This window comes from Roseivirga pacifica, assembly GCF_900111145.1.
Lineage (GTDB): Bacteria > Bacteroidota > Bacteroidia > Cytophagales > Cyclobacteriaceae > Roseivirga > Roseivirga pacifica.
Genome location: NZ_FOIR01000002.1, coordinates 354006 through 374150, shown reverse-complemented (window position 1 = coordinate 374150; position 20145 = coordinate 354006). Strand labels below are relative to the sequence as shown.

Below are 20145 nucleotides of genomic sequence, written 5' to 3'. Positions count from 1 at the left end.
GTTTAGAAGAATAGTTTTAATACCACCAAATAAGAATCGGAAGAGTCTAGGATGTTTAGGTCATGCTTTTCAGGATAGAGCAGCTCTAGCCTTCGCTTCACATTTTTCAGCCCTATGCCCTGCTTGTAAGCAAACCGATCTTCATGATTCCCATTATTACTCTTACTGTTTTCCACCTTTAAGGTTAGGCTTTTCTCTTTTAGTTCAAGCTCAATGGACACCCAAGACTCATCCAACTCTTCGCTAACCCCATGCTTAAAGGCATTCTCAACAAAAGGCAAGATCAACAGAGGAGAAAGCTCAATACTCGCAGTATTGCCTTGCACATTAAAGTTTACATTTAGCCGGTCACCATAGCGTACTTTCTCAAGCGCTATATAGTCTTGCACTAGCTCCAATTCCTTCTTAAGCTGCACTTTGTCGGCATTGCATTCGTACAGCATGTAATTCAAAAGTTCTGAAAGTTTAAGCACCATTTCTGGCGCTTCTTTACTTTGCTTTAGTGTAAGCGCATACAGGTTGTTCAATGTGTTAAAAAGAAAGTGCGGATGTACCTGCGCCTTTAAAAATTTCAATTCAGCCTCAAGCTTATCTTCGGCCAATTGCTGGGTGCGCTTTTGCTCTATGTACCAATACTTAAACCATTTGGCTACCACTGCCAATACCACAACAGGGTAAATTTTGGTAGTGTATTTCAGTATTTTGCCCACATTGATTAACGGACTTTGAAAACTGTCTTGCGGCCAGAAAATTGGATGCTGAATGTATAAATATTCAAACCATGCCAACATTGAAAACAGTAATATAAGCAGCACCAAGTAGACAAAAAACTGCCCGAATTTCTCCTTAAAGAGATACTTAGGCATGAGCACATAGAGGGCTATATAAACTGCTGGCACTTGTACCAAAGCATCCGTTAATTGAATAAGGAAAAACTTACCATAATTCTCTTCGAATGAACCATAAACAATGGCAAAGAAGGAAATGTAAATGACCCAAAACAGTATGTGCCACAAAACTCTCGGGGTATGGAATAGTAATTTCTCGAAATTGATCTTTGGCATATTATTTCATCGAACAAACAGGACACCAAAACTATCTAATAAGTTTCAGATATTCAGCTTCTTGGACTAACGTAATTAAATAACCGACAAACTACTTTTTTAACCCGACTAAACTCGAAAATTCGGCTTCTGAGTAATTCGTCTGAATAGCGCCATCCTTGGTCTAAAAAGCGTTTTTGCCCGAAACCAGTAAGCGATTACATAAGTAAAAGTGTGCATCCAAAGTCAAAAACTCAATGATGCGTTACTTAATTACAACCCTTGTGCTAATGGGCTGTACTGGCCTATTAGCACAACAAAACCAAACCACCCGTCAAGCTTATCGCTACAGACTAAAACGAACCGAGTCACCTCCATCAATAGATGGTGAGATTGATGATGCCATATGGCAACAGGGCGAGTTAATTCCCCAACTGATGAACCACTGGCCAAAAGATAGTGGACAAGCAGCGGCTAAAACCGAAGTTGTGGCCCTTTTTGATGATGAGTTTGTGTATGTAATGGCCAAACTCTACGATAACGGTCAGCGGATCATTCAATCGCTAAGGCGCGACAATTCTGAGGATCACTGGAACAGCGACAGTTTCACCTTTGTATTGGACCCTTTTAACAATAAGCAGAATGGTTTCATGTTTGGTGTTAATGCTGGTGGGGCACAAATTGAAGCACTTACTAGTGTAGAGGGCGGCCAATCTACTTTCGACCAGAACTGGGATAATAAATGGTATTCTGAAACCAAACAGTACAGCGACCATTGGGTAGTGGAAATGGCCATTCCATTCAAAACCCTACGCTATAACACCAATATTAGCGAGTGGGGAGTCAATTTTATTCGTGCCGATATGGAGCGGTACACTTACGATACTTGGACCTCCTTTCCGCTAACTTTCCCTGCCATAGATTTCAATTATATGGGCACTATGGAATGGGTAGAAAACCCTAAAAAGGCATCTGGAAAGGTAGCACTTATTCCATACCTAGCGGGTGGCACACAACGCGACTTCGAAGATGAAAACGGAAATACCAACTACCAACAGTCTATAGACGCTGGCCTTGATGCTAAGATTGCCCTTACCGGTTCACTTAACTTAGACCTGACCATCAACCCTGATTTTTCTAATGTAGATGTAGATCAGCAAGTTACCAACCTATCTCGTTTCAGTATTTTCTTTCCAGAGCGTAGGAATTTCTTTCTTGAGAACGGAGATATCTTCTCAAACTTCGGGAGTTGGCAAATACAACCTTTCTTTTCACGCAAAATAGGTTTGATCGATGGGCAACAAGTACCCATAAAGTATGGTGCGCGATTAACCGGTAACCTCACCCCCAACCTCAGAATTGGCGCCATGAACATGCAAACAGCTGCTTTTGAAGATGAGCCTTCTAATAATTATGCGGTGGTTGCTGCACATCAAAAAGTATTCGAACGCTCGGTAATCAAGGTGATTGGTATGAACCGCTCAGCCTCTGCAGACGACTATGCACGCAACGGTGGTATTGAGTTTAACTATGTAGCACCTTCGGGCAAATGGAATAATACCGTGCGTTTGCATGCCGCTGAAACTGATGAACAACTTAACGACAACCTTTATTATGGTTTTGATGGCCAATACATCAGTAGAAAATTCCGATCGGGCTGGACGGTGGACGTAGTTGGGGAAAACTACATTACCGAAATAGGCTTTAACCCGAGGTTATATCATTACGATGCAGTAACGGAAGAAACCGAAAGGCAGGGCTATACCCGCATTAATCCATGGATGTTGTACAGGTTTATACCCGAAAATGAAAAGAGCTTACTCAACCAACATGGTATTCGCACTTGGCATCAGCTGTGGTTAAATCCCGATGGTAGCTTGGGCGAACGAAACCATGGCATTGGCTATGACTTCATCTTTAAAAACACTGCCGAACTTAGGTTCAATAGGCTATACAAAGAGGTTAACCTTTCGGTTCCCACCAACCTTATTGGTAGCGATAATCCCCTACCGGTTGGCAATTATCGCTTTACAGACAACTGGATGTACTTTAATACAGATAGAAGAAAAGTGGTTAGCACCGATTGGGTAGTTCGCTATGGTAATTTCTTTAACGGCACCAGGCTCGGCATTTCTAGTGGAGTAAACTTTAGAGCTCAGCCTTGGGGAACGCTCGGTATCAACTACGATTACAACAAAGTGGAGCTCGAGGGCGATTATGGAGAAGTCAACCTACATCTACTCAGGGTGAATGCGGAAATCAGTTTCTCTAATAGAATGTTCTGGACAACTGCCGTACAATACAATTCACAATCGGAGAACTATAACTTCTTTTCGCGCTTTCAATGGAGATACTTGCCAATGAGCGACTTCTTTGTGGTTTATACCGATAATTATTCAACCGATGGTTTTGATATAAAAAATCGCCAATTGGTGTTTAAAGTTACTTATTGGCTAAATCTTTAATCGAACAGCGGTTCCATTCATCGAAGGTATGGCACCAGTTATCGAATCTGGCCAGTTTTGGGCGTAATGCACTATAGTTTAGTGGGCAACAACACCTCTTAAATCGAAGCATTATGAAAAAAACAGTGAAATTCATTTTGCTCCTTCTATTTGTTGGGGCATCATGCAAGCAGTCTGATATCGAACCAATTTTGGAAGAGAATGGTGTTGATGTAGTAGAATTATCAAAATCCTTTTCGTCTGTAGACCATGTTAATATTGTCAATCAGGCCACTCAGGTTAATGCCTTAACCGAGAATGATTTAAATGTTGAGGATGAATATTACTGGACTCATATTGCAGAAGTAGCGCCATTGGAACTTAATGGAGAAACCCTAAGTGCTTCATCTATTAGTCTTCACAATAATATAGCCTATGTAACCTACCATAAACGTGGTAATGTGCACTTAGGCGCACTTGAATTAATCAACCTAAGCGATCCTGATAACCCAAGCTCTTTGGGCTTTATCCCTTTCGAGCATGCCGATATTAATGCTGTAACGGTAGATCCTTATGAAGAAGGTACCATTTGGATTGCCGGTTCGAGTAACAAAATTGGTGCTGCATTATACAAGCTGCAATTCACTGCCAATAGTACGCTTATCAGCTCTTCAAGAATCAATTTGAGCAAGGCACTAAACGGTGCAACAAGTGCTTCGGCAAATGGCATTTTCTGTACCCTGGAACATGTTTATGTAAGTGCAGGAAAAAGCAACGGAGGTGTATTTAGAGTAAATAAGACCAACTTAAGAGATATTTCTGTAGACGAATTTTATGGAGCCAAGGGTATTGCTGGTAACAATGTTCAGGGCATAGATTACTTTGCTTCTTTGGCAGTGAGTGATGTGAGTACTATTAAAATTCAGAATGAATTGACAGACGATGTTCAGTTTATTGAGCAAGGCGTAAGTGCTCACCAAACTGTTGACCTACCGCACGATGGAAAGTATGAGCTTCAGTTCTCTCCATTTTTGCCTAACGAATTGTATTATACTTCTGCCAGCAATGGAGTTCAGAGTATTGACATTGTAACAGGTTCAGTATTAAAAACGACAGACCCAAGCCTGCTGCCTAAAGGAAATACCAACGCATTATATGTTGACGAAGAGTTTATCTTTCTGGCCAATGGAGAAGATGGCTTGAGCATTGCCTTGCTTGAAGATGCCGAGCAGACCAATGTAATTTCGCCATTATTCCAGTGGGATTTGCCTGAAAAGCCAGCTTCCGTAAACTTTGTTACTGCACAAGATGGCTATGTTTTCGTTGCAAAAGGTTTGGGCGGATTCCATGTATTAAAGTATGAAGAGCAGGACCAATACAAAACCGTTTTGCCATACGACAGATGGGGTACGCCAATTGGAATGAAAAACAATGAATATTGCCCAGATGTTATTCAGAATGTTTTAACAAAAGCATTACCAGAAGGTCAGAATGCGATTATTAACACACCAGAATATTTCCAAAACCCTAATTCTAGTTTCCTTTTGGAACAAGAGGCTCAGGTAGAGATAACATTTTTACATGAAGGAGCCGGCTTTAGAAATACATTGGGGTACTATACCTACAATGTAAACAATCCACCAGCCAGTGTTGACGACTTGGACAAAACGATCATCTTCCCAAATGCAAGTGCAGTTGGTTCTGGCGGTGGACTTGAGCCGGGTAATACGGTAGAAGTATTGGGCACCTTCCCTGCCGGAACAGTATTTGGATTCTACCTGGTATCATACGGTTGGAGACATGAGTTAACCGATGGTTACTATACTCAGTATTCAGACTGGACGTTTAATCAAAACGGACTTCAACAAAACCTGATCTTCTATGACCAGTCGTGTGATGCCTTTGTAGTTTGTTTTGAAGACATTTTAATCCCTGGAGGAGACAAAGATTTTAACGATGCTATTTTCCAAGTAACATCTACACCTAGTGAAGCATTTAAAAAGACAGCCTATTTACAAATACGCTAAATGATTGCCGCTTTCGGGGTGCGGAATTGCCTAAATATTCATAGATTAAAATGCTAATTCTTAATTATGACGCAACATGCACTCCCAAAACAACCTGCTATGTGGTACTCGTACCTCATATGTGGCAGGCTTTTGCACGGTGCTACCCTGTTGTTTGTTCTTGAATCGTATTTATACTGGTTGCCTTTAGAAAGGGCTATTAGGGCCGAGAATAACCTGCTCATTGCTATATGGACAGGTTATTTTCTGTTCTCATTTGTGCACATTTTTCTGGTATCGGCAGATGCTTGGTCTCGCTTTCAAAACTATAAACGCGCAAAAGATCAACTTTACGAGTATGGTTTTAAAGAGCGAATAATCAACCAATATATTGGCTCTAAATGCCAACGCATAGCTGTAGAAACAGCGGCCAAAGAACTTGGTTACGAAGAACAAACACGCGCTCACTTTAAAAAGAAGGGTTACAAATGGTACCATTACATTCCCGATTTCATGATCCAAGACCCTTGGTTTCCCTTTAAAAAATACTTTTGGAGAAGAACATTTCTGGAAAAACATTACGAACCTAAGTTCAACTATCAAGAACTTTCAACCCAGATGGAGGTACGATGATAAAAGCCGATTCGCTGTCAAAATCTTATGGCAACGTACGTGCGCTCCACAAGGTATCCTTTAATATTGCTAAGGGAGAAATTAGTGGTATTCTCGGCCCGAATGGTGCTGGGAAAACCACACTCTTTAAAATTCTAACGGGTCTTATAACACCCGATTCTGGTAGCTTTAGCATTACATCAGATAAGCAGAAAAAGATTGGGGCAATTATTGAAAATCCGGCTTTGTACGAATACCTATCGGCACATAAGAACCTACAAGTTTTGGCAAAAATGCAAGGGCTTAAGCTTAGTAAGGATCAGGTTAATGAGCAACTGACGTTGGTAGGTCTACCCACCAATAGGCACGATCCAGTACGCAATTTCTCATTGGGTATGAAGCAGCGTTTGGGAATCGCCACGGCCCTATTGAACAACCCAGATGCACTGATTTTAGATGAACCCTTTCTTGGACTCGACCCTTTAGGCATGCAAAAGCTGCGCGAGCTAATTATTAGATTGGCCAAAGAAAGGAATCTCTCGGTTTTAGTCTCTTCGCATCAGTTGGAAGAGCTAAGCAAGGTGTGCCAGAATTTGTATCTCATGCAAAATGGCGAGATAACCTCTTCCGGAAGCACTCAAGAAATCCTTTCTAAGGCTGCTTTTCAGTATCGAATTCTAGGAATAAACCTGTCTCAGTCTGAAACACTCAAGACACTCAAGGCAACAATCACCAGTAACACAGCATGGGTTACAGTAGCTAGAAACGATGTTTCCGCACTCATTCAACAATTGGTGAACGAAGGTGTAGAAATTTTGGAAGTGCAGCCTGAAACCAATTTAAACGAGCTTTACGCCCAAGTATGATTGCGATACTACAGACAGAATTGGTGAAGCTTTTCAGCCAAAAAAGAACTTACTATGGCCTGGCTGCAATTTTAGTAATTGAATTACTAATTATGATTGGTGCTTGGGCACAAGGCACTGAAATACTGGATGTTTTATTAGAAAACCTCACGGATAACTTTATTATGAGTGGTTCGCTACTCAATGGCCATTTGGTATTGTATATCGTACTCAATTCACTGTGGTTCAACCTGCCTTTAATCGTAATGATTATTGTTTCCGGTTTACTTACAAGCGAGTATAAGGACAAAACCATTCAGACTGTACTGTTGCAGTCGGTGAACAAGCGGAACTTTATCTTGGCTAAATATGGAGTGGCTTTGGTGTTTACCCTTTTAGTGGTAGCACTCTTATTCACTACGGCCAGCCTATCAGCTTATAGCTTTTTCGGTACCGGAGACCTGATCACCTATTTAAACGGCCTTAACTTTTTTGAATCAGGAGAAGCCTTTAACCGAATTGTTTGGGCCTTTTTGCTGGGAACCTTACTGATGATCTGTTATAGCTTTCTTAGCATTACACTAGCCGTCTTCTTTAAAGATCAAACCGTTACATGGATCATTTGTGCCTTTGTACTAATAATAAATGGGCTGCTGGTGAAAATGGACTTGGGCTTTATGAATTATTGGTTCTATTCGAAAGTAACAGATACTTGGCAGTATTTTTTCTACTTTGAAGTGCCCTGGCCGTACGTTTGGCATAACGGTGGTTTGTTAATCTTTTATGCGTTGCTGATTGCTACTGTAGGCGTTTGGCGTTTTGTAAAGAAGGATGTGGGATAGTAAGAAGTATTAAGTCTTATAAGTGAGTTGAATGAGGTTGTTTAAAGTTGTATTGGTGGTTATGCTATGTTTTGTCTTAAAGCACAATAGCTATGGTCAGCAAATCCCCAAAGAGTTGCTAGCAGTAAAGCAAAAGCTAGATGCAGTAGAAACAGCTTCTGCTAAGGCTACGCTAAACCTCGATATTAGCTTTATCAATATGCCTGAGAAGTACGGTGAAATCCGCTATGAAAAAGGCCAGCCAGTCCAGTTTACGTCAGATAACTTCGCTTTTATACCAAAACGTGGGCTGGATTTTTCATGGAACAACCTCTTCGATCATGATTTTATTGCGGTAGAAAGAGGTACTGAAGAAGTGGCTGGTGAAACCCTTAAAACCTTCAATATTATTCCGAATGATGATAAGGCTACTTTTGCGATTATGACGCTGGTGGTAAACACAAGTAAAAGCCAAATAACGCAAGCAGACATTACCACTAAGAAGGATGGTTCTTATGCCCTTCAATTTAAATATGAAGGCTCAAATCCTTTTCCAAGCTTTGTTGAAGCTGCATTCGAAGTTGAGAAGATAAAGATACCGCTCAACTTTATGGGACGTGATACAGACATTAATCGATCAGCAATGCGAGAAGACGGAAACAAGACGGGAAAAGTGCTGCTGCAACTAGATTGGCTGTAATAAAGATTACTCTTCTACCACCAATTTATAAAGCCCCTTCCCTTCTACTCCAACATATAAATGGCCATCAGGGCTCATTTCCACATTACGCACCCGACCAATATCTTCGGCAATCTTCTCTTCCTTTACCACCTTGTTATCTTCAATTACCAAACGCACCAAATAGCTGAATTTTAGAGAACCAACGATGATGTTGTTTTCCCAGCCTTCATAAACTGAATTCTGAACGAAGGCCATACCACATGGCGCAATTGAAGGTACCCAATAAGTAATAGGCTGTTCCATTCCGGGGCGGGAGGTTTCATCTGTAATTTCAGATCCACCGTAGTTCACACCGTATGTAATTACCGGCCAGCCATAGTTCGCCCCTGATTTTATCAGGTTTACTTCATCGCCCCCTTGCGGCCCATGCTCATGTGACCAGATATCGCCTGTTGCGGGGTTCGTTGCCAAGCCCTGAGGATTTCTATGTCCGTACGAATAAACGGCTTCTTTGGCCCCATTCTGGCCAACAAATGGGTTGTCTGTAGGAATAGAACCATCATCATTCAAACGGTAAATCTTTCCACCGTCTCTCGTAATATCTTGCGGGTTATTGTCGCGGTTACCACGGTCGCCAATAGAAAAGTAGACATGGTTTTGCGCATCGAAAGCTATGCGGCTACCAAAATGCTGCCCTGCGCCTGTATTTGGTGAACCTTTGTAAAGTACTTCATGATTTTCAAATGCGTTGCCGTTCCATTGTGCTCTGCTTAATGCGGTCATTGCACCATTACCTTCGCCTTTATCGCTGGCATAGGTAAAATAAACCCAGTTGTTAGTCGCAAAATCCGGGTGGAGCTCAATATCCAATAAACCGCCTTGCCCTTGCGATTTGCTTTCTGGCCCTCCAGCCACATTATCATTTGTAATGGTGCCGTTTTCTATCAATACTATCTTGCCATTCTTTTCTGTCACAAGAATTTTTCCTTCGGGCAGAAAAACCATGCCCCATGGGTTCTGTAAACCGTCAGTAACTAATTCAGCCTTCACTTTTGAAGCGGCTATGGGGTCGGCAATCGGGTCAACTACATTGTCGCTTGGTCCAGTAGAACAAGCTATAAGCAAACAAATGGAAAACAGGAGCATCATATTCTTAAGCATAATAACCAGTTTGTAATATTAACGAACCGAATCCACACTTTGGTTTTTGAATTGTAGAAAACCCATGGAGTAGCCTGTGCTATGGACGAAAGAAAGATTTCCATCGACACTCACCTACCGATAGACAGATTTAGCTAGTTCGTCTATCATCAATTAGAATCTTTCGCTATTTTAAAAATTACATTCACATGAATGATTTTTAGTAATGAAATATTTAGCCTCTTTATTGACCTTATTACTCATTTTTAGTCCTTTTTCAGCTTCGCAAAGCCAATTTGAAGACTACACAGAACAGATTCCCGGAACGGACTTAACCATAGCCATGCTGGCACTAGAAGGTGGATCTTTTCAGATGGGTAGCAATCATTCCGAAGATGAACAGCCCACGCACGAGGTTACCGTTTCTTCTTTTTGGATGGCCAAACACGAAACCACATGGAATCTTTTCAGGCTATATATGGAAAGAAATATTGATGCGGAGCAACCTCAACAAGTGGCAGGAACAGAAGTGAAGATTAGGGTTGATGCCATTTCTGGTGCTACTACCCCATATGTAGACATGAGCTTTGGCATGGGCACAGATGGCTATCCCGCCACCGGCATGACGCAACTTTCCGCCTCAAGATTCTGCGAATGGCTTTCTGCCATGACAGGCAACTTCTACCGTTTGCCCACCGAAGCAGAATGGGAATATGCAGCCAAAGCCGGCACCAACACAGCTTATTCTTTTGGAAATGAAAGCAGTGATTTAGACCAATATGGTTGGTCAAAAAGAAATAGCAGTGAAGCTTACCAGCTTGTGGGTTCAAAGCAAGCCAACCCATGGGGCTTGCACGATATGCACGGTAATGTGGCCGAATGGACTTTAGATAAGTTCGCCCCATACAATTCAGAAGATTCAATCGATCCATTTGTGGTACCGGATAAGACATACCCACGTGTAGTACGTGGCGGATCGTGGAAAGATGAACCCGATGCACTGCGCAGTTCGGCCCGAATGGCTTCGAATAAGTCGTGGAAAAAAAGAGATCCTCAAATCCCTAAAAGCAAATGGTGGCACACCGATGCTCCATTTGTGGGCTTTCGCGTTGTACGGCCGCTCAAAACACCTTCAGCCGAAGAGCAAAAACAATATTGGGGATATTAATCAACTATGGAATTAAACCGAAAACTATGAAAAACCGATCTAGAAGAGACTTTTGTAAAAGTGCCGCATTAACTACTGGAGGGCTTCTAACACTACCTGCTACTATGCAAGGCAAAATGTTTGTGGGTGGCTCTGATAAACTGAAATTAGCCCTCGTTGGCTGTGGTGGCCGAGGAACTGGTGCAGCGGTACAAGCACTTACTGCCGATGCCGATGTAGAACTTGTGGCTATGGCCGATGCCTTTGGAGATAGACTTGAAGGCAGCCTTGGTGCGATACAAGAGCATTTCGATGGTGAAAAGACAATTAATGTACCTGAGAAAAACCGTTATGTAGGACTTGACGGTTACCGTCATGCCATCGATCAGGCTGATGTGGTGATCCTTGCAACTCCGCCTGGCTTCCGTCCTACTCATTTTGAATATGCCATTGCTAACGACAAGCATGTGTTTATGGAAAAGCCAGTGGCTACAGATGCTTATGGTGTTAGAAAAGTATTGGCTTCCGCAAAAATTGCAAAGGAGAAAAAGCTCAATGTGGTGGTTGGTTTGCAGCGCCATTATGAAGACAAATATTTGGCACTATATGATAAAGTAAAGAACGGAGACATTGGTCAAATTACCTCTGGCCAAGTGTATTGGAATAGTGCTGGCGTTTGGGTAAGAGCCCGTCAAGCCGGGCAATCTGAACTTGAATATCAAATGCGCAACTGGTACTATTTCAATTGGTTATGCGGAGATCATATATTGGAACAACACATTCACAACATAGACGTAGCCAACTGGTTTATTGGCGATTACCCAGTTTCTGCACAAGGTATGGGCGGACGACAAGTTAGAAATGGCAAAGACCATGGAGAGATTTTCGACCATCACTTTGTGGAGTTCACTTATGCCAGCGGTGCCGTTATTGCGAGTCAATGTCGCCACCAGCCGGGTACCATGTCTCGTGTAAACGAAGTATTGCAGGGTACAAAAGGCTCGATAAATACGGGACCAGGAGAGATGAAGGACCTGGGAGGCAAAATAACATTCAAATACGACAAAGAATACGTTAATCCGTACCAAGTAGAGCACGATAGACTCTTTGCCTCTATTCGTAATGGAGAAGTAATTAGCAATGCAGAATATGGTGCTAAAAGCACGCTCACAGCTATTATGGGAAGAATGGCTACTTATACCGGTCAGGTAATTACGTGGGACCAGGCGCTAAATGCAGACCAGCAATTAATGCCAGATGAATTGACTTGGAATGATACTCCACCGACCACTCCTGACGCTAACGGTAACTACCCAATTCCAACACCTGGCGTAACCAAGGTTTAGGCCTAACTTTTTTTGTTTGACATTGGTCTCGCACCAATGTCAAATTTCATCTTCCTCTTTTCTAATTCAAACCTCTTATGCGCAAGCTGCTTTCCTTTTTTGCACTGGTATTCATTGTTTCCTGTACACATCAAACAAAGCAAATAACGGTTGATCTACGCGATGATTCCTCCCTATTGTGGTATGAACAACCAGCCGATGAATGGTTAGAAGCACTCCCTATAGGCAATGGCCGATTTGGGGCAATGGTTTTTAGCGATCCAAACTCTGAGCGTATTCAGCTTAATGATGATAGCCTATGGCCTGCCGCTGACGGTTGGGATAACCCAGATGGAACGCCTGAAGACTTAGCGAAAGTTCGGCAGCTCATACTCGATGGTGAAAACGTAAAAGCTGACGCAATGTTTGTAGAGAAGTTTTTAACAAAAGGCGTTACCAAATCGCACCAAACCATGGGCGATTTGTGGATAGCGTTCGACTCTGTGAGTTACACAGATTACAAGCGTTCACTTGACCTTCGGACTGCCTTAGTAGAGTCATCGTTTAAAGTGAATGGTAAACAGGTTAAGCAAAGCATATTGGCTTCTGAACCCGATGACGGCATTTTTTTGAAATATACCACTGAAGATGAACAGGGACTTTCGGCCAAAATAACCATGAGCAGGCCTGATGATAATGGCCATAAAACAGCTACCACTTTTGTAGAAGATGGCGTGTTGGTTATGCAGGGAGAAATAACCCAATATGGTGGTCAGTTTAAGGGAGAAAAGCGGCCTGTAACGCATGGCGTTAAATTCGACACGCGGCTAAAAGTGAAGCATACTGGTGGCGAAGTTCTTTTTACTGATGAGGCTATAGAACTTAAAAACGTTAAAGAAGCTACCTTCTATCTGGTTTCTAACACTAGTTTTTATGAAGAAGCATTTGAGCAAAAAAGCAAAAGGCACCTGGAATCAGTGAGTCAAAAATCTTTTAGCCAACTCTTGTCCGCACATACTAAAGATTACCAAGCGCTTTACAATCGTATGAAGCTGGATATTGCCAATAGCCCAATAAATGAACCGACAGATAAGCGCTTACAAAGCGTAATTTATGGCGCCACCGACATTGGTTTGGAGGAACTGCTCTTTAACTATGGCAGGTATCTACTCACTAGTTCTTCTCGTCCAGGTACCACCGCGGCAAACTTGCAAGGCATTTGGAATGAGCACTTGCAGGCTCCTTGGAATGCTGACTACCATCTCAATATCAACTTGCAAATGAACTATTGGTTGGCGAATGTCACCAACCTAGACGAATTGAACCAACCCCTATTTGATTTAGTCGATAGGCTTATTGAAAATGGTAAAATTGGAGCTATGGAGAATTTTGGTTGTCGTGGATCATTTATTCCTCATGCTACCGACATATGGGCGCCAACTTGGCTACGGTCTAACCAAGCCTATTGGGGCGGTTCTTTAGGTGCGGGTGGTTGGCTTATGCAGCATTACTGGCAGCACTATCGCTTTACTCAGGATGAAACATTTCTAAAGGAAAGGGCTTTTCCAGCAATGCAGGAAGTAGCCATTTTCTACAGTGATTGGCTAATGGTTGATCCGAGAGATGGTTTACTGGTATCGGCTCCATCATCTTCTCCAGAAAACAGCTTTATTAATGCAAAAGGTGAACGTGCCGCATTGGCAATGGGCAGTGCAAAAGATCAGCAGGTAATTACCGAGCTCTTCACTAACTACCTGAATGCTGCTGAAATACTTGGAATTGAGAACGAATGGACTGACAAAATTTCGACTCAACTAAAACAACTAAAGCCTGGGGTTAGGCTTGGTAGCGATGGCCGATTACTCGAATGGGATCGGGAATACGAAGAGTTTGAGCCAGGACACAGACATATGTCCAACCTTTATGCATTCCATCCCGGCAATGAAATCACTTATCAAAACAATCCTGAACTGGTTGCAGCAGCTAAAAAGACCATGGATTACCGCATGGAGCATGGTGGCGGCCATACTGGGTGGAGCCGAGCTTGGCTAATAAACCTGCAGGCGAGGTTTCTGGAGGGAGATCTAGCACATGAAAACATATACACACTTCTTAGCAAGTCCATGGCTCCAAACATGTTCGACTTGCATCCTCCCTTCCAAATAGATGGTAATTTCGGGCTTACCGCTGGCATGGCCGAAATGCTACTTCAATCACATGAGAACAGCCTTATCCGTATTTTACCAGCCCTGCCTAAGGCTTGGCCAAGTGGGAAAGTAAACGGCCTGAAAGCACGCGGAAATATTACCGTAAATATGGCTTGGGAAAAAGGCAAGGTAACCGTATTGCAACTTTCCTCACCAATTACTCAATCAATTGAAGTACTAGTGAATGGAGAAAGTATGATGATAGAGCTTAAAGCTGGTAATTCTAAAGAAGTTCTATTCTAATGAAGAACAAAATTAATGGGTAATTAAGGCTTTTGCTAAAGCCTCCCAACTTAGTGTAGCGCAGGTTTTTCGTTCTGGAAATTCACGCGCTGCAGCAAATGCTAACAGGTATTCATTATTGCTAATTTGTTCGGGTGAAGCCTTAGCATTTTCGTTCACGATTTCCATGAAATCACTCCATACTTTACCAAAGTCAGTTAACGATTTTCCAAGAATTGATTCCGCTAAAACAGCTGTAGATGCCTTTGATATTGAGCATCCGTATCCATTGAATTTCAATTCTTTAACCACATCATCTTCAACTTTCAGATATAGTGTAAATTGATCACCGCATAGCGGATTGTAGGCCTCAATTACATGTGTAGCATCGGTAAGCTGGCCAGTGTGCGTTTCGTCTTTGGCCTTTTCAATAATGTGTGTTTTATAAAGGGCTTTTATTCGTTCGTTCATCGGAAAAATTGGTAAGCTGACTTTAGTCCAGCAACAAGTTGGTCTATATCAACTTTGGTGTTGTACATGCCAAATGACACTCTAGCGGTAGCCGCCACATCAAGCCATTGCATTAATGGTTGCGCACAGTGATGCCCTGCCCTGATACAAATTCCTTGTTCATTCAAAAAGGTAGATAAATCGTGTGGATGCACCCCATCCAAATTAAATGAAATCACAGGACCTCGCTGTTCAACAGAACCGTATATGGTCACAGAATCCATTGCAGCCAATTGATTAAGAGCGTAAACGGTCAAAGCCTGTTCATGCTCATAAACGTTTTCTAAGCCTTTTTTTTGCAAGAATTCTAAGGCGGCACCTAGTCCAATAACTCCAGCTACATTTGGAGTACCCGCTTCATGTTTATGAGGGATAGGCCTAAACGAGGAGTCTATAGTATTAACTTTTTGAACCATGCCACCACCGTAGTTGGCGGGCTGCATTTCTGCTAGATAATCGGTCTTGCCATACAACACTCCCACACCTGTTGATCCGTAGCACTTATGGCCAGAGAAAACCAAAAAATCGCAGTCCCATGCTTGTACATCGATGGTGTAATGGGCAACTGCTTGGGCGGCATCAACTAATACCGGTACATCATATTGATGAGCCAAAGATACAATGGCCGTAACATCGTTCTGGGTTCCAAGAACATTTGAAACAGCCGTTAGCGCCAGAAATTTCGCCCCTTTTGCTAATTGAGCTTCAAGTGCCAAAGTGTTTAGTATTCCATTTTGATTCAATGGCGCCACTACCAATTCACACTTCTTTTCTTTACATATCTGTTGCCATGGCAAGTAATTGGAATGATGCTCCATTGTGGTAGTTACCACACAATCTCCAGGCGATAAAGTAGGGTAAACAAACGAACGTGCCACCTTATTAATAGCGTCTGTAGTGCCTGAAGTAAAAACGATTTCCCGATCACTTTTGGCATTCAGAAAGCTGGCAACCTGGTGACGGACTTGCTCATATTTAGCACTTGCAGCATTTGCAGGCCAATAGCTACCACGGCCTGTCGAGGCGTACTCATTGGTGTAGAAATCAGTAATGGTATCAATAACCACTTGCGGCTTTTGAGTAGAAGCTGCACTGTCTAAATAGATCAATGGCTGCCCAAGCGGTGTATGTTTACTAAATATGGGAAAGTGATTGGTCAAATTACAGGTTGATTGTTAGCCGATTTAAAAATTTAAAACTTGCCTATGGACGTGCTGAAACCCACACCTCTCCATCTTCAAAAAACTCCTTCTTCCAAATGGGCACGGTTTCCTTCAAGGTATCTATAGCGTATTCGCAGGCTTCGAAAGACGCCTTGCGATGTGGTGAAGAACAAGCAATAATCACAGCCTCTTCTCCTATTGGCACCTTTCCAACCCTATGATGAATAACCATTTTATGAAGCTTCCAACGGTCTTTAGCGGTATCAGCAATCTTTTGCATTTCTTTAATGGCCATGGGCTCATAAGCTTCAAAATCAAGGTACTTAACAGTTTTACCTTTAGTTTGATTTCGCACGTTGCCTATAAACATTACCAAGCCACCACTGCCATCATCCGATACTAAATCGATGCACCATTGACTACTTAATCTATCTGTTGAAATGTAAACTTGCTCCATTATCCGCCACTTACTGGTGGAATTAGCACCACCTCATCGTTTGAATTTAGCACAAAATCATCGTTCACATAGTCAGTATTGACAGCAAACTTTAGTGAAGCCAGCTTAGCAAACTCAGGAAATTCCTGGATGAGCTGCTGCCTTAAATCTGCCACAGTGGTTCCTGAGTACTCAACCTCAGTCTGTTTCTTATTCAGAATGTCTTTAGCAATGCCAAAAGCTGTTACTGTAACTTTCATTTACTAATAGCTTTGTAATTCAGGGTCGATTTCAGCTCTCCAAGCCATAATCCCCCCTTTTAAATTCTTTAAGTTTTTATAGCCCTTCGACTTAAGCAGATCAATTGCTTTTTGGCTTCTACCGCCCATTTTGCACATCACTACCACATTTCCATCTGTAGGGATCTCCTCGCTTCTGCTCAATACTTTGTTCAATGGAATGAGTTCTCCACCCAAGTTGGCTATCTCGTATTCATAGTCCTCTCTTACATCAATTAAGGTTACATTTCCTTCTTCCAGCATATGCTGTAGTTGGTGCACTGTTACTTCTGCTTGGGCTTTATCCTCAACTTGCCCCATACAGAAGGCCTCATAATCGATTAACTCAGTTATACTTGGATGTTTTCCGCTTAATGGATTGTCCGCTGAAGCCGGCACGTTCAAAGTATGTGTAGAAAAATCTAATGCATCAAAGATGAAGAGTTTGCCACTCAGGGTAGTCCCCATTTGGCACAGTACCTTAATGGCCTCGCTGGCCATCATGGCACCAATAATGCCCGGCAAAACCCCAATCACTCCTCCTTCACTACAACTCGGTACCATTTCGGGCGGTGGCGGTGTAGGGAAAAGATCGCGATAATTTGGTCCTCGTTTGCCATTTTCCAATGCATTGAAAACGGAAACCTGACCTTCGAACCTAAAGATAGCTCCGTAAATGAGGGGCTTATTCAGCAAAAAACAAGCATCGTTTACAAGGTATCGCGTGGCCAAATTGTCAGAACCATCAACTACTAGATCATACGGTTCTATCAAATCCATGGCATTGGTGGCGTTAATCGCCAGCTCGTGCACATCGAATTCGGTAGCTGGATTAAGTGCACTTAACTTTTGTTTTGAAGTTTGTGCTTTGGACTTTCCAAGTTCGTGGGTGTTAAAAAGTACTTGACGCTGCAAGTTTGAGATGCTCACCTCGTCAAAATCTACAATGCCGATGCGGCCAATGCCCGCAGCAGTTAAATATTGCAAAATGGGTGCCCCCAAGCCACCAGCACCTATTACCAAAACCGAAGAGGCGAGCAGTTTTTCTTGCCCTGCTTCTCCAAACTCGGGAATAATGGTTTGGCGGCTGTATCGTAATTGGTCTTCTTTAGTCAATTCGTTTCAGTAGGTTTTGGTACTCTTCGGGTGTGTCAATGTCCAAAATAAAACGGTCGGTTGAAACCGAAAGTTGCTGAACAGCGGCTTTGTTTTGTTTTACAATGCCAGAACAGCCATTCATCTCAGTATGGTTCAAAATTTCATTGAAGTGCTTTTGAGCAAAAATCACTGGGTTTCCCTTCTGCTTATTATAAAAAGGCACTTGTATGGTTGTATCTATTTTAGCAAAAGACTCAATCAAAAGCTGATAATCATTGATCCTGAGTAGCGGCATATCGCCTAAGCAAATCATTATCGCGTCCATCTGCACAAGTTCCTTCACTCCAGCCTGAATGCTTGTGGTTAGCCCTTCTTTATAAAGTCTATTTTCAATAATGCAATCTCGCTCTCGTAGTTCTAGCGACTCTTTAATTTCATTGAAATAAGCACCTGCTACTACCACAACCTTGGTCAGCCCAGCTTTAGCAAGTTGCTGATAAGTAGCTTCAATCACCGTTTTGTCACCAAAAGGCAGCAGCATTTTGTTTTTGCCTTGCATGCGGCTAGAGAGGCCTGCTGCTACTAAAACGGCTCCTATTTGCATGCAATATTATTTAAAAGCGTCTACTTCTCGGTATGCAGCAATTACACGCTCCTCACCTACTTTTCCTGCTTGCGAGTTACCATGTTCCATGCCTACAATTCCATCGAATCCTTTTTCCTCAATAAATTTGAAAACATTCAAGTAATTGATCTCTCCAGTAGTTGGTTCTTTTCTGCCTGGGTTATCTCCTACTTGAAAATAAGCGATTTCGTCCCAAGAGGCTTCAATGTTCGGAATTAGGTTTCCTTCGGTAATTTGTTGATGATAGATATCGTATAAAATTTTACAAGATGGGCTGTCCACCGCCTTACAAATCTCGAACCCTTGTGAAGCTTTAGAGAGGAACAAACCCGGGTGATCTCTTCTATTTAATGGTTCTAGTACCATGGTTAGGCCATGTGGCTCCAAAATATCGCAAGCCTGCTTTAGGCTTTCTACCACATTTGCAGTTTGATAGCCTTCGTCTTTGCGCAGATCAACAAAGCCGGGCACGACAGTCATCCACTTGGCATTTACGCGTTTGGCGACTTCTACAGACTCTCTTATTTCCTTTAAAAACTGATCTCTATAATCCTGCTTGCCACTCGTAAGGTTTGGTTCGGACCAGTAGATAGTATGTGCCACAAAAACGCCCATTGTCATGCCATGCTGTTCCATTCGCGCAGCAATTTGCTTCTGTAGGTCTACAGTACGGCCCTTCATGCCGTTGTCTTCCAGAGAACGAAAACCTCTTTCGGCCATAAAGTCCAACTCGTTTAATGGCCCACCAGTGGCTGATTTAGCGAACATGCCAAAATGTGGTGCATAGTTGAGGTTGAAAGGTGCATCGGCCTTTTTGCCAGACGCAAATGCGGTTGTAGGTAACATGGCGCCCAAAGCCGCCAGCTTACCGTAGTTTATAAAATCTCGTCTTTTCATTGTTTAAGGTTGAAGTCTAGACAACATCGCCCAGATTCCAGATGATTAGCCCATAGGCTACAAATCTGAGCACTCTAAAAGAGGAATATAGTAAATATTTTTTGCTGGGGTAAGACAATGCGCCAGTGATGAGGCTTACCAGCGCAAAAGGCAAAGGCGTAAGCGCGGCTACCACTATAAAACCGCTGCCGTATTGCTCATATCTTTCAGAGTACTTTCTAAGCCTACGCTTGAAATAGCGCCTAAAAAATCGTCTAGAGCTAATCAGTTTTCCGATTGAATAGTTGATCCATCCGGCTAAAAGGGAAAGCACCGTCATGGCTACTATTACCCAAACATAAAGGGTTGCCGGATCGTCCTTTGTCCAAACCATAAATACTTCTGGAGGAACAATACCCACAAAGATTTCGGATATAAGAAAGATGATGAACATCAGCCAGTAGTCATCAGAAACCCAGTGCTGGAGGGCATCGTATTGCGACTCAAAATAGCTTTTGAAAATTACCAAGGCGGCTATAAGCAAACCAAGGTATATAAAGCCCTTGATGAGGTTTTGAGAGAAGTAATTATAAAAGTCTTTATTCGGTTTCGGCATATGTGAGTGCTTTCAAATTAAGACAAATAATGATTATCTCTTACATATA

Annotated in this window: 19 protein-coding genes; 9 read left to right on the top strand and 10 right to left on the bottom strand. The window is 42.4% G+C overall.

What is annotated here, in order from left to right; genetic code table 11:
- Nucleotides 1–2: 2 nt before the first annotated feature.
- A complete protein-coding gene (locus tag BMW98_RS10505; protein WP_090258541.1) occupies nt 3–1064 on the bottom strand; it encodes a sensor histidine kinase in 1062 nt (353 codons plus the stop codon).
- A gap of 236 nt (nt 1065–1300) precedes the next feature.
- Between BMW98_RS10505 and BMW98_RS10500 the strand changes: the two genes are divergently transcribed.
- From BMW98_RS10500 to BMW98_RS10475, 6 genes are all read left to right on the top strand, one after another.
- Nucleotides 1301–3508: a DUF5916 domain-containing protein gene (locus BMW98_RS10500; protein WP_090258540.1), complete on the top strand. Its 2208-nt coding sequence runs from the start codon at nt 1301–1303 to the stop codon at nt 3506–3508.
- Between the two features lie 113 nt (nt 3509–3621).
- Nucleotides 3622–5514 (top strand): DUF4114 domain-containing protein, encoded by a 1893-nt coding sequence (locus tag BMW98_RS10495; protein WP_090258539.1) that lies wholly within the window; start codon nt 3622–3624, stop codon nt 5512–5514.
- Between the two features lie 99 nt (nt 5515–5613).
- Nucleotides 5614–6126, top strand: coding sequence for a hypothetical protein (locus tag BMW98_RS10490; RefSeq protein WP_222843632.1), 513 nt, complete (start codon nt 5614–5616; stop codon nt 6124–6126).
- Nucleotides 6123–6971, top strand: coding sequence for an ABC transporter ATP-binding protein (locus tag BMW98_RS10485; protein ID WP_090258537.1), 849 nt, complete (start codon nt 6123–6125; stop codon nt 6969–6971). The genes BMW98_RS10490 and BMW98_RS10485 overlap by 4 nt, the downstream gene beginning before the upstream one ends.
- Complete coding sequence (locus BMW98_RS10480) at nt 6968–7792, top strand: ABC transporter permease (protein ID WP_090258536.1); 825 nt, start codon at nt 6968–6970, stop codon at nt 7790–7792. The genes BMW98_RS10485 and BMW98_RS10480 overlap by 4 nt, the downstream gene beginning before the upstream one ends.
- Nucleotides 7793–7823: 31 nt before the next feature.
- The gene (locus tag BMW98_RS10475) at nt 7824–8471 is read left to right on the top strand and encodes a hypothetical protein (protein WP_090258535.1); all 648 of its coding nucleotides are present in this window, start codon (nt 7824–7826) and stop codon (nt 8469–8471) included.
- A gap of 6 nt (nt 8472–8477) precedes the next feature.
- Here BMW98_RS10475 and BMW98_RS10470 read toward each other — a convergent pair whose 3' ends face one another.
- Nucleotides 8478–9614, bottom strand: a complete 1137-nt coding sequence (locus BMW98_RS10470; RefSeq protein WP_090258534.1) for a PQQ-dependent sugar dehydrogenase — start codon at nt 9612–9614, stop codon at nt 8478–8480.
- 205 nt (nt 9615–9819) lie between these two features.
- On the opposite strand from BMW98_RS10470, the gene BMW98_RS10465 reads away from it, so the two are divergent.
- The 3 genes from BMW98_RS10465 (at nt 9820) to BMW98_RS10455 (ending at nt 14515) form a co-directional block, all read left to right on the top strand.
- Nucleotides 9820–10761 carry a formylglycine-generating enzyme family protein gene (locus BMW98_RS10465; protein WP_090258533.1) on the top strand — a complete coding sequence of 314 codons (942 nt, stop codon included), beginning with the start codon at nt 9820–9822 and terminating at the stop codon, nt 10759–10761.
- A 26-nt stretch (nt 10762–10787) separates the two neighbouring features.
- Nucleotides 10788–12086 (top strand): Gfo/Idh/MocA family protein, encoded by a 1299-nt coding sequence (locus tag BMW98_RS10460; protein ID WP_090258532.1) that lies wholly within the window; start codon nt 10788–10790, stop codon nt 12084–12086.
- A 77-nt stretch (nt 12087–12163) separates the two neighbouring features.
- Nucleotides 12164–14515, top strand: a complete 2352-nt coding sequence (locus BMW98_RS10455; protein WP_090258531.1) for a glycoside hydrolase family 95 protein — start codon at nt 12164–12166, stop codon at nt 14513–14515.
- Between the two features lie 12 nt (nt 14516–14527).
- Here BMW98_RS10455 and sufU read toward each other — a convergent pair whose 3' ends face one another.
- From sufU to BMW98_RS10415, 8 genes are read right to left on the bottom strand one after another with little or no spacing between them, the layout of a single operon-like run.
- Nucleotides 14528–14965, bottom strand: coding sequence for a Fe-S cluster assembly sulfur transfer protein SufU (gene sufU / locus BMW98_RS10450; protein ID WP_090258530.1), 438 nt, complete (start codon nt 14963–14965; stop codon nt 14528–14530).
- Nucleotides 14962–16164 (bottom strand): aminotransferase class V-fold PLP-dependent enzyme, encoded by a 1203-nt coding sequence (locus BMW98_RS10445; RefSeq protein ID WP_090258529.1) that lies wholly within the window; start codon nt 16162–16164, stop codon nt 14962–14964. Before BMW98_RS10445 ends, sufU begins: the two co-directional genes overlap by 4 nt.
- 43 nt (nt 16165–16207) lie before the next feature.
- Nucleotides 16208–16624, bottom strand: a complete 417-nt coding sequence (locus tag BMW98_RS10440) for a molybdenum cofactor biosynthesis protein MoaE (protein WP_090258528.1) — start codon at nt 16622–16624, stop codon at nt 16208–16210.
- A complete protein-coding gene (locus BMW98_RS10435) occupies nt 16624–16863 on the bottom strand; it encodes a MoaD/ThiS family protein (protein WP_090258527.1) in 240 nt (79 codons plus the stop codon). The genes BMW98_RS10440 and BMW98_RS10435 overlap by 1 nt, the downstream gene beginning before the upstream one ends.
- A gap of 3 nt (nt 16864–16866) precedes the next feature.
- Entirely contained in the window at nt 16867–17997 is a 1131-nt protein-coding gene (moeB, locus tag BMW98_RS10430) for a molybdopterin-synthase adenylyltransferase MoeB (RefSeq protein ID WP_090258526.1), read from the bottom strand.
- Nucleotides 17990–18583, bottom strand: a complete 594-nt coding sequence (locus BMW98_RS10425) for a nucleotidyltransferase family protein (RefSeq protein ID WP_090258525.1) — start codon at nt 18581–18583, stop codon at nt 17990–17992. Before BMW98_RS10425 ends, moeB begins: the two co-directional genes overlap by 8 nt.
- A gap of 6 nt (nt 18584–18589) precedes the next feature.
- Nucleotides 18590–19501 carry a hydroxypyruvate isomerase family protein gene (locus BMW98_RS10420; RefSeq protein WP_090258524.1) on the bottom strand — a complete coding sequence of 304 codons (912 nt, stop codon included), beginning with the start codon at nt 19499–19501 and terminating at the stop codon, nt 18590–18592.
- A 16-nt stretch (nt 19502–19517) separates the two neighbouring features.
- Nucleotides 19518–20096, bottom strand: coding sequence for a YqaA family protein (locus tag BMW98_RS10415; protein ID WP_090258523.1), 579 nt, complete (start codon nt 20094–20096; stop codon nt 19518–19520).
- Nucleotides 20097–20145: the final 49 nt, after the last annotated feature.